Below are 15,338 nucleotides of genomic sequence, written 5' to 3' on the forward strand. Positions count from 1 at the left end.
GGTAGACCTTGCTCCACCATGGACGGTCGGGAGCCGCGCTGGGGGCGGCTCCCGACCTAACATGCCTTTAGTTCTTGTCCTGCTTCCAGGACAGCGGGCCCGGCAGGTCCACGCGGTGCGCACGGGTCTTGGAGTTCCACGACCAGCGGCCCAGCTTGAAACTCCACGAGGAGAAGCCCTTCTGCGTGAAGTTCAGGATCAGGGGTCCGATCTTCCATCGCTTGCGTAGCAGCACGGCCATCGCCGGGTCTCCTTCGATCGTCCTGCATGGGGTGCCGTCGGCATTCCCCTCTGGACGATCCGGCAAACATGTGTGCTATCCGCCACGCGCATCGCTTCGTGCAACCGGCCGCCGTGTCACCTCCGCCTTCCCCCACGACAGAGGGTGACGGACGACGCGACGGGTGGGTGCGGCATGACCAAGGACTTCCAACGAGTGGGTCCCGTCGACCGCCTTCTTCTGGGCCTCGCGTTCGCCTGGCAGGCGCTCGTCTCGCTCGCGTACGCGCTGCGGCGCCGCCGCTGGAGATGAGTAGTCGGGCACTTCTTGACCCGGGTGTCCTGTGAGGAGCGAATCGCAGCGCTCCCCACAGGACGATCTCGCATCTTCCGAGCTAAGCCGTGGCGCAGGCCACGCCGTTGAGCTTGAAGCCCGTCGGGGTCGGGCTCGAAGGCCCGTTCCCGGTGTACGCGGGACTCCACGTCGCCCCCGGGGCCAGACTGGTCGCCCAGCCCGGAGCCTGGACGGTGAAGGTCGGCGACGCGAACGACCACGTCCCGTTCCACCCGTTGCCCAGGGAGACCCCGGACGGCGCCGTGAAGGTCAGCGTCCAGTTGGCGAAGGTCGTGCTGCCGGTGTTCTTCAACGTGACCGTCGCGTTGAACCCCGTTCCCCACGAGTTGTCCACGTGGTACGTGGCCAGGCACGAGGTTCCCGCCGAACCGGTGGGGGAGGTCGACGGCGAGGGCGACACCGACGGCGACGCCGACGCCGAGGGTGACGGCGAAGCGGAGCGCGTCGGGGACGGCGACAGCGACAGCGACACGGTCGGGACCGGCGAAGCGGACGACGAGGGCGGCGTACCGGTGGACTTGGCGGTCATGTTCGCCGAATGCTGGCGGAACACGGACAGCTGCGCCGCACCGTACACCGTGTCGAACCCGCCACCCCCGGAACCGTCCTTGTACCACCAGAAAGCGTCACCGTCGCCGTCGGCCGCCTCGAAGTCGGTGTAGATCTGGCTCCACCAGTTCGTCCAGTCCTGGTGGACGTTCCACTCGCCCATGAAGAAGGGCTTGCCGACCACGTTGTGCGAGTCGCTGATCCAGGCCCGGATCAGGGTCTTGGTCTTCGGGATGTCCAGCCCCGCCCAGCCCTCGTCCGGGTACGGGTGGGCGGAGGTGAAGTCGATGTACGGCGACTGCTGGATGTAGACGAACGGGTTGCCCTCGTCGCCGCCGAAGCCGTACTTGGTGCCGTGGCCTTCCAGCCCGGCGTCGAGCAGGTGGTTGGGGTCGATGCTCTTCACGTAGGCGCCCATCTCGTCGACCCAGGCCCGCAGGGTCGCCCCGCTGACGTTCTCGTCGGCGCTGACGTCCTGGTAGCGCGGCTCGTTCATGAGCTCCCAGGCGAAGATGGACGGGTCGTCCTTGTACTTGACGCCGCTGTAGTGGTTGACCCGGTTGAGCGCGTAGTTCACGTAGTTCTTGTACTGGGTGAAGCAGCCGGGGCACTGCGCCTTGTTGAAGAACTTGGCCCGGCCGGGCTGGCCGCCGGACAGCCCTTCCCAGGACAGCCGCGTGTCGATCCCCCCGTACGCCTCCCAGTAGTTCTCGAAGACGGGGATCAGCATGATCGAGTGCGCCTTGGCCGACTGGATCACGTAGTCGAACAGCGCGAACTGCTGATCGTTGTAGACGCCCTTGGCCGTCTCGAAGCCGTGCCAGCTCTCGTGGCTGAACATCCACAGCCGTAGCACGCTGACCTTGTCGGACTGCAGGTGCGCCATGTGCGCGTCGATCCGCGCCTTGTCCATGTACTGGGTCTCGGTGTCGCCGTAGCTGCCGCCGTAGGTGAACACGTCGTAGGTGTTCGCGCCGGCGAAGTAGAACGGCTTGCCGTTGAAGCAGAAGTGTATGCCGCAGCGCTGCGCGAACGCGGACGTCGCGGCGCCGGCGGGCCGGCTGGTGAAGACGAGGCCGGCCATCAGCACGGCCGCCACGATCGCGACGACGAGCGCCGCCGGGCGCAGGTGCCGTGCGACGGATGGAGAGGTCATCGGTTCTCCTCAGGGTGGGCGTTCCCGGGGGGTGAGGTGACCCTTCCGGACTGTCCACACCGGGTGGAGACCTGCGTAAACAGAACCGGTTAAGTCACGGTGACTCTATGCGTACGCCGTCCTTGACGCAAGTCTTCATGGTCGCTTAACCGGCCGTTGACACCCTGGGAGCGCGCCCATAGAGTGTCGCTACTTATCCGGTTCAGTCCACGCCACGTCCCGCGGAGGAATAGATGAAACGGTTGATGACGCGGTCGTTGAGGGCGACCGCCGTCGGTGCCCTGGCGCTCGTTCTGGTGGCCGCGTGCAGCGGCAAGAGCACGCAGACCGAGTCGAAGGGCGACGTCACTCTGAAGATCAATTTCTGGGGTGACTTCGGGCTGACCCAGCTCAAGCCGAAGTACGAGGCGAGCCACCCGGGCATCAAGATCGTCCTCAACTCCGGCGAATACAACGCGCAGCACGAGGACCTGCAGAAGAAGCTCGTCGCCGGGTCCGGCGCCGCCGACATCGCGGCGATCGACGAGGGCTTCATCGTCCAGTTCCGCAGCCAGGCCGACAAGTTCGTGAACCTGCTGGACTACGGGGCCGGCAAGTACCAGGACAAGTACCTCGGCTGGAAGTGGAAGCAGTCGCTGTCGGCCGACGGCAAGACCCAGATCGGCCTCGGCACCGATGTCGGCGGCCAGGCGATGTGCTACCGCACCGACCTCTTCGCGGCCGCGGGCCTGCCCACCGACCGGGACAAGGTCTCGGCCCTGTGGAAGACCTGGGACGACTTCATCGCGGTCGGCAAGCAGTACACGGCGAAGACCGGCAAGAAGTTCGTCGACAACGCCACCAACGTCTTCAACCCCGTGCTGGCGCAGCAGCCGGTCGGCTTCTACGACAGCAGCGAGAACCTGCAGATGGACGGCGGCCCGAAGATCGCCTTCGACGCCTCCGTCAACACCATCAAGGCGGGCCTGTCGGCCAACCTCGCCAGCTTCTCGGCCGGCTGGGACCAGGGCTTCGTCAACGGCAGCTTCGCCGTGCTGGCCTGTCCCGCCTGGATGCTGGGCCACATCAAGGACACCGCGCCGGGCACCAGCGGCAAGTGGGACATCGCCGCGATCCCCGGCGGCGGCGGCAACTGGGGCGGCTCGTTCCTGACCGTCCCCAAGCAGGGCAAGCACGTCAAGGAGGCGTACGACCTGCTCGAATGGCTCATCCAGCCGGAGCAGCAGATCGAGATCTTCAAGGAGGTCGGCAACCTGCCCTCGCAGCCGGCGCTCTACAAGGATCCCGCCATCCTCGACTTCAAGAACCCGTTCTTCAACAACGCCCCGGTCGGCCAGATCTTCTCTGGCACGGCCGAAGGCCTCCAGCCGCAGTACCTCGGCAAGAAGGCCGGCCCGACCCGGGTCGCGGTGGAGAACGTGCTGAACCAGATCCAGAGCGGGCAGGTCAAGCCGGACGACGGCTGGGCCGACGCGATCAAGGAGGCCGACAAGGCCGCCAAGGCCTGATCCTCAAGACCCCTCGCAGGTGGGGAGGGGTGGGCGCCGAAATTCCTTGCGGGACGCAGGCGCCCACCCCGCACTCCCGCCGCCCACCCCTGGAGGTTCCCGTCATGGTCTCGGTGACGTCCCTGCCGGAAGCGCCCGGCACCGAGCGCCCGCCGGCCCGCAAGCGCAGCTGGCGCCACCGGCTGCTGCGGTTCGACCTGCATTACACGCCGTACCTGCTCATCGCGCCGTTCTTCCTGCTGTTCCTCGTGTTCGGCCTGTTCCCGACGATCTTCAACGGCGTCGTCGCGTTCCGGAACTGGCGGCTGGACGACCCCGAGCACGCCGGTTGGGCCGGCTGGGACAACTTCGCGAAGCTCTTGTCCGACTCCGACTTCTGGAACGCTCTCTACAACACCTTCGGCATCTTCGCGCTGTCGACGATCCCGCAGCTGTTCCTCGCGATCGTCATCGCCTCGGTGCTCAACCGCCGGCTGCGGGCGCAGACCTTCTTCCGGGTCGGCGCGCTGATGCCCTACATCACGCCGGTGACGGCCTCGACGCTCGTCTTCGACGTGGTGTTCGCCCGGGACAACGGCATCGCCAACTGGGTGCTGCAGGTGCTCGGCTACCACCCGGACACCCCGCTGGACTGGCACGCGACCAAGCTGAGCTCCTGGATCGCGATCGCCACGATGGTCAACTGGAAGTGGACCGGCTACAACGCCCTGCTCTACCTGTCGGCGATGCAGTCGATCCCGCGCGACGTCTACGAGGCCGCCGCGCTGGACGGGGCCGGGCCGTGGCGTACGTTGTGGCGGATCACGGTGCCGATGATCCGGCCGGTCGTGATCTTCACGGTGGTGCTGTCGACCATCGGCGGGCTGCAGCTGTTCACCGAGCCGATGCTGTTCGAGCAGAATCCGCAGGCCGCCACGGGCGGCGCGGGCGGGCAGTGGCAGACCATCGCGCAGCTCATCTACAAGGTCGGCTGGAAGAACCTCAACCTGGGCTACGCCGCCGCCATGTCCTGGGCGCTGTTCCTGATCATCGTGATCATCGCGGCGGCCAACGCGCTCATCACCAACCGGCTCGGAGGGGGACGCTCGAAATGAGCAGCGAAACGATGACCGCGCCGGCCCGCCGGCGCGTACGCGCGCGGGCGACGGGCCGGGCCCCGCAGGACACCCGGGCCGGCCTGTGGTCCTACCTGTGGCTGCTGATCCTGCTGGCCTTCTCGGCGTTCCCGCTCTACTGGATGTTCGTCATCGCGACGAGCACCGAGGAGGCCGTCAGCAAGAGCCCGCCGGTCCTGCTGCCGGGCGGCCACCTGCTGACCAACATCGAGGAGGTCTTCTCCCTCCAGGACGTCTACTTCACGGCGTCGCTGATCAACAGCGCCATCGTCGCGGTGACGGTGACCGTGTCGCAGCTGTTCTTCTGCTCGCTGGCCGGATTCGCCTTCGCGAAGCTGCGCTTCCGGGGCAGCCGGGCGCTGCTGCTGATGGTCGTGCTCACCCTCACGATCCCCAACCAGCTCGGCGTGGTCGCGCTGTACATCGTCATGGGCAAGCTCGGCTGGAACGGGACCCTGCTCGCCGTGATCGCCCCCGGCCTGGTCAGCGCGTTCGGCGTCTTCTACATGCGGCAGTTCATCCTCACCAGCGTGCCGGACGAGCTGGTGGAGGCGGCCCGGGTGGACGGCGCGACGACGATGCGCGTCTACTGGAGCGTGGTGCTGCCCGCGATCCGGCCCGCCCTGGCCGTGCTCGGCCTGCTGACCTTCGTGGCGACCTGGAACGACTTCCAGTGGCCCCTGATCACGCTCGGCGGGACCGATTTCCCCACCTCCATGGTGGCTCTCTCGGACCTGGCCAGCGGAAACTATGTACTCTACCGACGGGTGCTCTCGGGCGCCCTGATCGCAACCCTGCCACTGCTGATCACCCTCTTCGTCGGGGGCCGTCAGATCGTGCGCGGAATCATGGAAGGCGCGGTGAAGAATTGAGCTCCGTCCGCAACCTGCACGACGGATGGACGCTCGCGGTCCAGCCCGGCGCGGCGGCCCCCGAGTTCCTCACGGGGCGTAGCGTCGCCGCCACGGTGCCCGGGTGCGTACACACGGATCTGCTCGCGAGCGGGCTGATCCCCGACCCCTACCTCGACGACAACGAGACCAGGCTGGGCTGGATCGGCCGGTCGGCGTGGACCTACACCACCGCCTTCGAGTGGTCGCCGGACGCTGACCGTGTCGACCTGCTGTGCGCGGGGCTCGACACCGTCGCCACGGTCACCCTGAACGGGCACGAACTGGGGCGTACCGCCAACATGCACCGTTCCTACCGGTTCGAGGTCCGCGACCTGCTGCGGCCCGGCCGCAACGAGCTGTCAGTGCACTTCGATTCGGCGTACGCGTACGCGCAGGAGCAGCAGGCCCGGCTGGGCGACCGGCCGAACGCGTACCCCGAGCCGTTCAACTTCATCCGCAAGATGGCCTGCAATTTCGGCTGGGACTGGGGGCCGACCCTGGTGACGGCCGGCATCTGGCAGCCGATCTCGTTGCACTCGTGGAACACGGCGCGGCTGGCCGAGGTACGCCCGAACGTGGCCCTCGACGGCACCGACGGTGTCGTCGACGTGTCCTACGAGCTGGAGCGGCTGGACGGCGTACCCCTGAATGTGGTTGTGGAGATCGCGGGTGTGACCGTGGTGGGCGAGGTGACCGCGGACAGCGGGACCGTGCGCGTGCGGGTGCCCGCCCCGGACCGCTGGTGGCCGCGCGACCTCGGCGACCAGCCGCTGTACGCGCTGACGGTGACCCTCCGGGCGGGCGACGCGGAGCTGGACCGGTGGGAGCGGAAGGTCGGCTTCCGCGACCTGGTCGTCGACCGCACGGACGACGGGTTCGCGCTGGTGGTGAACGGCCGGCCGACCTTCGCGCGAGGCGTGAACTGGATCCCGGACGACGCGTTCGTGACCCGGGTGAGCCGGGAGCGGCTCGCGACGCGGCTGCGGCAGGCGGTCGGCGCCAACGTCAACTTCGTCCGGGTCTGGGGCGGCGGCCGGTACGAGTCGGCGGACTTCTACGAGCTGTGCGACGAGCTGGGCCTGCTGGTGATGCAGGACTTCCTGTTCGCGTGCGCGGCCTACCCGGAGGAGGAACCGTTCCGCTCGGAGGTGGCCGCCGAAGCCCGTGAGCAGGTCGTACGCCTCGCCCCGCACCCGAGTCTCGCGCTGTGGGCGGGCAACAACGAGAACATCTGGGGGCACGAGGACTGGGACTGGAAGGAGCCGCTGGCCGGGAAGACGTGGGGCGCCGGCTTCTACTTCGACCTGCTTCCGTCCATTGTGGCCGATGCCGACCCGGGCCGGTTCTACTGGCCGGGCAGCCCCTGGTCCGGCGACCGCGACCGGCACCCGAACCTGGCCGAGGCCGGGACGATGCACATCTGGGACGTCTGGAACCAGCTCGACTACACGCACTACCGGGATCACCGGCCGCGGTTCGTGGCCGAGTTCGGCTACCAGGCCCCGCCCGCGTACGCGACGCTGACCCGGGCACTGCACGACCGCCCGCTGGCCCCCGATTCGCCCGGGATGGCGCACCACCAGAAGGCGGCCGACGGCGACCTGAAACTGCGCCGGGGTCTCGACGCCCATCTGCCGGTCCCCGCCGACTTCGACGACTGGCTGTACTACACGCAGCTCAACCAGGCGCGCGCGATCCAGCTCGGGGTCGAGTACTTCCGGTCGCTGCGGCCGTACTGCATGGGCGCGGTCGTGTGGCAGCTGAACGACTGCTGGCCGGTGACGTCCTGGTCCGCCGTGGACGGCGACGGCCGCCGCAAACCCCTCTGGTACGCCCTGCGCCGGGCGTTCGCCGACCGGCTGCTCACCGTCCAGCCCGGCCCCGAAGGCCTCTCGGTGTTCGCGGTCAACGACGGCGCCTCGGCCTGGGACACCAGCGTGACGATCGCGCGGCGGTCGTTCGACGGCAAGGTGCTCGCCACGGCGGAACTGCCGGTCGCCCTGGCCGCCGGGTCCTCGACGCGGTTCACCCTGCCGGCCGAACTGTCCACTCCGGACGAGGTCACCGCCGAGTGCGTCGTCGTGTCGGCGGCCGGAGCCGAGCGGGCCTGGTGGTTCTTCGCCGAGGACCGCGACGTCGACTACGCCCCGGCGTCGTACGAAGCCGTGGTCGTGGGGGATCCGGGAACCTGGAAGGTGATGGTGACCGCCCGGACGTTCCTGCGGGATCTGGCGCTGTTCGCCGACCGGCTGGACCCGTCGGCCGAGGTGGACGAGCAGCTGGTGTCGCTGTTCCCGGGCGAGACGGCGACGTTCACGGTCACGGGCGGGGCGCTGGAGCCGTCGGACCTGCTCACCGCCCCGGTCCTGCGCACCGTCAACTGACCCGCCCTACCCCGCCCGCCCTGCCCTGCCCTGCCCGCCCTGCCCCGCCCGCGCCTCAAGATCGCGTTTGGATCAGGGAAATCACCCGAATCTTGGTCCATGATTCGGGTGAAAAACCTGATCCAAGCGGGATCTTGGGGGCCGCGCGGCAGCGCGGCGGGGCGGGCGCGTCACGGCGGCGCGGCCCCGGGGGTGGGTCACGGTTCGTGGAAGTCCTTGAAGGTGAAGGCCTGCGGGCCGGGCCCGTCGCGCCGCAGCAGTTCCAGCCGCTGTACGCCCTCGGCGGCGGTCGGCAGCCGGTCCTCCGGGACCCACCACATCACTGAGTACAGCTCCGCCATGCGGGTGAACCATTCCCGTCGCCGTTGCAGCACGGCCAGGTGCCGGCTGCGGTAGACGAAGTTCCACAGATCCTCGCGCGTACGCCAGACGGACATGTTGATCAGCAGGTCGTCGCCGAAGTCGTGCTGGTACACCGCTCTCGGGTCGGTGTCGGACTCCTTGAGCCGCCACACGAAGCCGGGGGCGGCGTCGGCCAGGTCGTTGATCGGCTCCAGCAGCGCCACGAAGTCCGCCAGCTCGGCCGACGAGATCGGCGCCACGAGGCGGGCGATGTTGATCTGCGCCAGATGCATGGGAGGAGCAGACCACGCGTACGGAGTCTATGTCAATCCTGATTGGTTTTAGAAAGCGCGACGCAGCACTCGCCGGGTCGCGGGTCCAGCTCCGCGGTCGCGTCCGGGCCCGCGATCCCTTGGCACAGCGCCAGATTCATCGCGCACACCAGCAGCGGCTGGTCCTCGGCCACCGGATGGAACGGGCAGTTGCGCAGGCGTACGCGTCGATCCTCCTCATAGGGCTCGTAACCGCGGGCCCGCAGCGTGTCCAGCCAGCCGCCGGGGCTGTGCAGCCGCTCGCCGGACGCGCGCGCAGCCGCCACCGCGCGGTCGTCGGCGTCGAGGTCGTGGACCACCGCCGCGAGCAGCGTGGCGAGGTCGCTGTGGTCGCGCTCGGGCAGCGTGACCTTGCGAGGTGTACGCGCCCGCGAGTACACCTTCGCCGGCCGGCCGCCACCGGGACCGGCGGGTGCCGCCGACAGCCGCGCGAATCCGGTGTCCAGCAGCCCCGCGTCGACGAGCTTGTCGAGATGGAAGGCGGCCAGCGTACGCGAGATGCCGGTGTGCTCGGCGGCCTCGTTGCGACCGACCGGCCGGCCCTGGCCCGCGACGTACTCGTAGAGCGTCCGGCGGACCGGATCGTGCAGGGTCGCCACCGCGCCGAGATCGTCGTTCACCCTGGCAGTCTGCCTCCTCGAAGTCCGCTCACGCCAACCCCGCGCGGGGCGCCGGGAGGGCGTAGAGTTCCGGCCCGGGGAGGTACGCATGTCGCGTTCGGTCCGTCTCGGTGTCATCATCGCGGCCATCGTCGTCCTGCTGGGCGGGGGTGCGTACGCGGCCGTCGTGCTGACGCGCGATCACATCGACAAGGCGATCCCGCAGACCGACCTGTTCGGGCCGAGCGAGTCCCCGGCGGGTTCGCCGTCGCCGGCCGGCAGCCCGTCGCCGCTGCCCGGGTCGGACCTGAAGGGCCCGCTGAACATCCTCATCCTGGGGCTGGACACGCGCGAGTCGATCCCGACGTGGTTCCCGCGTACGGACGCGATCATGATCCTGCACGTCGACAAGGATCTGCAGCACGCCTGGCTGACCTCGCTGCCGCGCGACCTCGTCGTGAACATCCCGGCGTTCGCCCCGGCCAGGTTCTCCGGCAGCAAGACGAAGATCAACGCGGCGATGGCGTTCGGGTCGCGCGTACCGGGGCAGAACCGGCCCAACATCGCGCAGGGGTTCCAGCTGACGGCCAAGGCGGTGAGCGCGTACACCGGCATCGCGCGGTTCGACGCCGGCGCGATCCTCACCTTCCACGGCCTGATGCGGCTGGTCGACGCGCTCGGCGGGATCGACCTCTACGTCGACCAGAAGACGACCTCGATCCACCGCCAGCCCAACGGCCTGCCCCGGCCCGAGTGCGGTCACTGCCCGCACGGTTACACCGGCCCGCAGATGACCTACCCGGTCGGGCAGACGCACATGAACGGCTGGATGGCGCTGGACTACGCGCGGACCCGCTACATCGACGGCGGTGACTACACTCGCCAGCGCCACCAGCGCCAGCTCATCGAGGCCATCGTCGGCAAGGCCATGAGCACCGACGTGTTCACCAACCCGGCCGCCTTCCAGAAGATCTTCGACGCCCTCGGCGGCACGCTCACCTTCGACGGCCGCGGCCGCAAGCCGAGTGAGTTCGCGTACGCGCTGCGGCACCTGTCCCCGTCCGCGATCAGCCAGGTGGGCTTCCCGGGCAGCGGGGTCTACAGCGGATCGAGCTATCTGGGTGAAAAGCTGGACGGGTCGCAGGTGTCCTACTTCGCGGCCCTGAAGCAGGACAACCTGGCGGCCTGGGTGACGGCGCACGCCAAGTTGGTCAATGTAGGGTCCCATATCTGATCTGAACCGAGTTGCCCCGGATGGCACGTATGTGATGAAGTCCGGGGATGGTGGAACTGACGCCGAGTCAGACGGCCGCGCTGGCCCACGTCCGCGATCAGGCGAACGCCCGCCGGCAGGCCGATCTCGACCGCCTCGCCGACCTGCCCGACCTGCGGCTTTTCATCTCCCGCGTACGCGTCTCGACGCCGGTCACCCTCAACTTCCATCCCGACCGGCAGGTGGCCGAGCCGACCGAACTCCTGGCGGCTCGCGCGAGCGCTCCCCGGCGGCGTACCGTCGCCGAGGCGCTGTCCGCCGAGGGTGTCTATAGAGGACAGTTCGAGACGGGCATCTCCAACGGCGGCCGGACGGCGTACCCGGGTGGCGACCGGGACCTGTGGGAGCAGCGCCTGTTCGGCGACGCCTACCACGCGGGGCAGTACGCCCCGGCCGAGCGGCCCAAGTACGGCGCGCTCAACCTGGCCGGCCACGCCGACGGCGCCTCGCCGCGGTTCGGGTCCTGCCACGTCCGGCTGCGCCCGGAGGTCAACGAGCGCTGCACGTTCACGGTCGGTGACAGCCACCTCGGCCCGGCCGACACCGGCACGATCGACGCCTTCGAACCGATCGTCGCGGGGCTGCGCGCGGGCGGGGCCGGCAACCTCGGCTCGGACCTCGACCTGCTGACCATCCTGCGCGCGCAGCCGCTGCGCCGGGGCATCGGCCGCGCGCTCGACGAGTACGTCGAGGCTCAGGTGCACGGCACCGTCGAGATCGCGCGGGACGTCGACGCCTTCGTGCTCGACCCCAGCTTCGCCGGTACGCCGAGTGCCGACCACCTCGCCGACCTGGCCGACCGCTGCGGCGTGGTCCTGGAGTGGCACGCCGGATACGAGATCGCCCCGGAGGCCGTCGACGACGAGTTCCGCGGTCCGGAGATGCCGGCGTTCGCCGCGCTGGTGGCCAAGACGTTCGACGCCGAGCGGCTGACGGCCGAGGTGCTCGGGCGGGCCGCCGCGGCGGTCGGCCAGGACCCGGCCGCCTGGTCGTCCTGGGGTACGCCGGACGAGACCCGCCAGCTGGTCAAGTACCTCTGGCACATCCTGGTGGCGTTCGGCACCCCGTTCAGCCGTTAGCCGCTACCAGATCCGCTCAGCCGTCGGCCTCCACGAGGTCCGCCACGACCTCGGCGAACGCGTCCAGCGACAGTGAGATGTGCCCGTGCCCCGGGCGCAGCCGCGCGCGTACGCCCGGGATGTGCTCGGTCAGCCACCGCCCGTGCGCGTACGGGACCATGAGGTCGAGGTCGCCCTGCCAGACGGCGACCGGAACCTTGATGTCGGACAGGTCGAATCCCCAGTCGGCGACGAAGGCGAGATCGTCGTCCCGCCAGCCGTCGGTCCCGTGCGACACGGCGGTACGCAGGCTGTCGACGAAGTACCGCGCGGCCTCGCCGGTCAGCGCGTCCCGGTCGACCGGCGGCAGCAGGCCGGCCATCGCCTCGATCATCCCGTCCACCTCGGCGGCGGCGAAGTGCGGCCCGGCCTGGGCCAGCCACGGTTGCAGCGCTTCGGCGCCGGCGACGGCCAACCCGAACTCCTCGACGTTCTCCGGACCCATCCCGGCCAGGAAGTCCAGCCCCGGTACGCCGTACGGCCCCACGCCCGCGATGGTGGCGGCCGCCTTGCACCGGTCCGGCAGGAGGGCCGCGCAGGCGAGCGAGTGCGGGCCGCCCCCGGAAGCGCCGATCGAATAGAACCCGTCCAGGCCGAGATGGTCCAAAATGGACACCACGTCGGCCGCGCAGTCGGCGACCGTACGCCCCGGCTGCGGATCGGAGGTGTCGTAACCCGGCCGTGAATAGGTGATCAGGCGCAGTCCGGCCTCGGCGGCCGCCTTCACATACGGTCCGTACTGGGTCGCGGCGCCCGGCGTACCGTGGTGGAACACGAGCGGGACACCGTTTTCGGGGCCGTCCACGAGAACGTCGAGAGCGCGGCCGTCGGGTGTGCGTACAGTCGTCATCTAAACCTCCAGGACCACGGCGAGACCTTGACCGACCCCGATGCAGATCGCGGCCAGACCGTACCCTCCACCCGCCTCCCGCAGCTGGTACGCGAGCTGCCCGAGGATACGCCCGCCGGACGCGCCGAGCGGGTGGCCGACGGCGAGCGCGCCCCCGGCGATGTTGACGATCGCGGGGTCGAGCTCGGGCCAGGCGGCGAGGCACGCGAGCGACTGCGCCGCGAAGGCCTCGTTCAGCTCGACCGCCTTGAGGTCACCCCACCCGATGCCGGCCCGCCGCAGCGCGCGCTGCGCCGCCTCGACCGGCCCGACCCCGAACACGTCTGGATCCACCCCCGCCGCGCCGCGCCCCGCGATCCGGGCCAGCGGCGCGAACCGCCGCGCGGCCGCCTCGTCACCCAGCAGTACCGCGGACGCCCCGTCGTTGAGCGGCGAGGAGTTGCCGGCCGTCACCGTGCCGTCGGCCCGGAACACCGGCTTCAGCTTCGCGAGCGCCGCCAGGCTGGTGTCCGGCCGGACGCTCTCGTCGCGTTCCAGATCGGCGCCGGGGACCGCGACGACGTGCGAGCCGTAGAAGCCCGCGTCCCACGCCCGCGCCGCCTTCTGGTGGCTGGCCAGCGCGAACTCGTCCTGCTCCGCCCGACCGATCTTGAACCTCTCGGCCAGGATCTCCGTACTCTCGCCGAGCGACACGGTCCACCGCTCCGGCATCCGCGGGTTGACCATGCGCCAGCCCAGCGTCGTCGAGTGCATGGTCTCGTGCCCCTGCGGGAAACCCTTGGCCGGCTTCAACATCACCCACGGCGCCCGGCTCATCGCCTCCACGCCGCCGGCCACGACCAGGCTCGCGTCACCCACCGCGATCGTCCGGCTGGCCTGCATCGCCGCGTCCAGCCCCGACCCGCACAACCGGTTCACCGTCGTGCCCGGCACGCTCGTCGGCCACCCGGCCAGCAGCGCGGCCATCCGGGCGACGTCGCGGTTGTCCTCGCCCGCCTGGTTCGCGGCCCCGAGATACACCTCGTCGACCTCGCCGGGGTCGAGGCCCGTCCGCTCCATGAGAGCGGTCAGGACGTGCGCTGCAAGATCATCTGGGCGTACGCCGGAGAGCGCGCCACCATAGCGGCCGAAGGGGGTCCGGACGGCGTCGAGGAGGTAGACATCATTGGCCACGGGGCAATTATGGCTAGTCGTGGTACATACGGTCGAGGTCGATCAGCTCCACGTCGGCCGCCGATTCCCGCAGTTCCCTGGTGAAACCGCTGCGGCTGAACAACAACAGGCGTACGCGTTCGGTCACCTTGTCGGCGGGCAGCAGATCGCGCAGGTGGCGCAGCCGTTCGAGCTCACCGTCGCCGACCGGGCGGGTGGTCGCCTTCGCCTCGCCGATCGCCAGGATGCGGTCACCGGCGAACGGTTCCGAGTGCATCGCGACGACGTCCAGCTCGTGACCCTGCCGGTGCTCCCGGCAGGCGAGCGTCGCCGGGCGTACCGAGGTCGGCAGGCCGCCGAGGACCTCGTCGTCAGCGTGTTCCAGCGTCCACGCCCTGGCCATGGCCTCGAAATGCGGACCGTAGATCTTCGAGGAGACGGTCGCCGCGGCGGCCCGCCAGACCCGCTCGGCCGCGCCGATCGCGAGCGGCGCCTCGTTGGGAGCCACGACGAGCTGATGCCATCGGATGACCGGTTCGGCCACCGAGTAGACCGGCCGCTGCGCACGCAACGCGTCGTCCGTACGCTCGATGAACCGCACCTCCTCCAGCACGGCGAGCGCGTGGCCGATGGCGTTCGGCAGCCGGTCGAGCGCCGCGGCGATCTCGGCCCGGCGGTGCGCGCCCCGGCTCACGGCGGCGAGTACCGCGAAGTAGAGCGCGGGATCCACGAGCTCCGGCTGCTGCTGCAGGAGAACGTCGCCCTCGGCGTAGATCACCTCATTGGGGTCGAGCAATCGCCGGCAGGCCCAGTCGTCGAAACCCTCGACGCTCTCCGGCACCTCGCCGACCATCCCCTTGTACGCCGGCGTACCGCCCAGGAGCGCGTCGACGCGGAAGGCGAGTTCGGGGCGGTCGCCCAGTCCCCAGAACTCGGCGGCGTCCCGGTACCGGAACGGGTGGATCATGACGTTGACCTGTGCCCGGCCGCGCAGGGGAGCGGAGCCGCCGAGGAGGTCGCGCATGGTGGACAGCGCGCTGCCGCAGAGGATGAGCCGGGCGTTGCCGCCGGTGTGCGCCCACTGGCCGGGATCGAGGGCGATCTGGATGATCGAGGCCATCCCCTCGACCGAGTCGGTGAGGTAGCTGAACTCGTCGATGACGACCGGAAACCCGGTCTTCTGATCGTCGCCGAGCCGCAACAACGCGTCGACGGCGGCCGGCCAGTCGCTGAAGTAGGAGACCGGCCGCCCGAGCCGGCGGCAGTACGCCTCGCTCAGCGCCCGGAGGTTCTGCGCGGCGGACTGTTGCGTCGCCCCGAACATGAAGCCGCCGGCTGCCTCGACCAGGCTCGCGAGCAGAAAGGTCTTGCCCTGGCGACGTCGGCCGTAGACCAGCCCGAGCCGGGCACCCGGGCCGGGCGTCTCGACGAAGTCGCTCAGGGCCCGCCACTCGCGGGTCCGGTCGAAGATCAGCGGCGGTTTCTCGATCAAG

The 15,338-nt window shown here is 69.7% G+C and carries 13 protein-coding genes; 6 read left to right on the forward strand and 7 right to left on the reverse strand.

Translation table 11 applies throughout. From position 1 onward, the window contains the following. Positions 1–67 precede the first annotated feature (67 nt). The gene (locus G401_RS55005; RefSeq protein ID WP_084557593.1) at positions 68–241 is read right to left on the reverse strand and encodes a DUF4236 domain-containing protein; all 174 of its coding nucleotides are present in this window, start codon (positions 239–241) and stop codon (positions 68–70) included. Between the two features lie 373 nt (positions 242–614). Then, the gene (locus tag G401_RS48400; RefSeq protein ID WP_051367148.1) at positions 615–2,279 is read right to left on the reverse strand and encodes a cellulose binding domain-containing protein; all 1,665 of its coding nucleotides are present in this window, start codon (positions 2,277–2,279) and stop codon (positions 615–617) included. 233 nt (positions 2,280–2,512) lie between these two features. Here G401_RS48400 and G401_RS0125565 point away from each other — a divergent pair, with 233 nt between their 5' ends. From G401_RS0125565 to G401_RS0125580, 4 genes are all read left to right on the forward strand, one after another. Continuing rightward, complete coding sequence (locus G401_RS0125565) at positions 2,513–3,787, forward strand: ABC transporter substrate-binding protein (RefSeq protein WP_027344708.1); 1,275 nt, start codon at positions 2,513–2,515, stop codon at positions 3,785–3,787. Positions 3,788–3,891: 104 nt separating this feature from the next. Continuing rightward, complete coding sequence (locus tag G401_RS0125570) at positions 3,892–4,881, forward strand: carbohydrate ABC transporter permease (protein WP_027344709.1); 990 nt, start codon at positions 3,892–3,894, stop codon at positions 4,879–4,881. Next, on the forward strand, positions 4,878–5,774 hold the full coding sequence (locus G401_RS0125575) for a carbohydrate ABC transporter permease (RefSeq protein WP_245601840.1): 897 nt from the start codon (positions 4,878–4,880) through the stop codon (positions 5,772–5,774). Before G401_RS0125570 ends, G401_RS0125575 begins: the two co-directional genes overlap by 4 nt. After that, positions 5,771–8,179 carry a glycoside hydrolase family 2 protein gene (locus tag G401_RS0125580; RefSeq protein WP_027344711.1) on the forward strand — a complete coding sequence of 803 codons (2,409 nt, stop codon included), beginning with the start codon at positions 5,771–5,773 and terminating at the stop codon, positions 8,177–8,179. Before G401_RS0125575 ends, G401_RS0125580 begins: the two co-directional genes overlap by 4 nt. Positions 8,180–8,376: 197 nt before the next feature. Here the strand turns inward: G401_RS0125580 and G401_RS0125585 are convergent, their stop codons facing one another. Together G401_RS0125585 and G401_RS0125590 are read right to left on the reverse strand one after the other, a co-directional pair. Then, positions 8,377–8,814, reverse strand: a complete 438-nt coding sequence (locus G401_RS0125585; protein ID WP_027344712.1) for a DUF3291 domain-containing protein — start codon at positions 8,812–8,814, stop codon at positions 8,377–8,379. 32 nt (positions 8,815–8,846) lie between these two features. After that, positions 8,847–9,473 carry a helix-turn-helix transcriptional regulator gene (locus tag G401_RS0125590; protein ID WP_027344713.1) on the reverse strand — a complete coding sequence of 209 codons (627 nt, stop codon included), beginning with the start codon at positions 9,471–9,473 and terminating at the stop codon, positions 8,847–8,849. Between the two features lie 88 nt (positions 9,474–9,561). On the opposite strand from G401_RS0125590, the gene G401_RS0125595 reads away from it, so the two are divergent. Next, positions 9,562–10,686: an LCP family protein gene (locus G401_RS0125595; RefSeq protein ID WP_027344714.1), complete on the forward strand. Its 1,125-nt coding sequence runs from the start codon at positions 9,562–9,564 to the stop codon at positions 10,684–10,686. Between the two features lie 47 nt (positions 10,687–10,733). Next, positions 10,734–11,804: a DUF3626 domain-containing protein gene (locus G401_RS0125600; RefSeq protein WP_027344715.1), complete on the forward strand. Its 1,071-nt coding sequence runs from the start codon at positions 10,734–10,736 to the stop codon at positions 11,802–11,804. Between the two features lie 16 nt (positions 11,805–11,820). Here the strand turns inward: G401_RS0125600 and G401_RS0125605 are convergent, their stop codons facing one another. From G401_RS0125605 to G401_RS0125615, 3 genes are read right to left on the reverse strand one after another with little or no spacing between them, the layout of a single operon-like run. Continuing rightward, positions 11,821–12,693, reverse strand: a complete 873-nt coding sequence (locus tag G401_RS0125605) for an alpha/beta fold hydrolase (RefSeq protein ID WP_027344716.1) — start codon at positions 12,691–12,693, stop codon at positions 11,821–11,823. Continuing rightward, positions 12,694–13,866, reverse strand: coding sequence for a thiolase family protein (locus tag G401_RS0125610; protein WP_027344717.1), 1,173 nt, complete (start codon positions 13,864–13,866; stop codon positions 12,694–12,696). Between the two features lie 13 nt (positions 13,867–13,879). Then, positions 13,880–15,337, reverse strand: coding sequence for an AAA family ATPase (locus G401_RS0125615; protein WP_051367149.1), 1,458 nt, complete (start codon positions 15,335–15,337; stop codon positions 13,880–13,882). Position 15,338 lies beyond the last annotated feature (1 nt).

It is taken from the genome of Hamadaea tsunoensis DSM 44101, assembly GCF_000428945.1.
GTDB lineage: Bacteria > Actinomycetota > Actinomycetes > Mycobacteriales > Micromonosporaceae > Hamadaea > Hamadaea tsunoensis.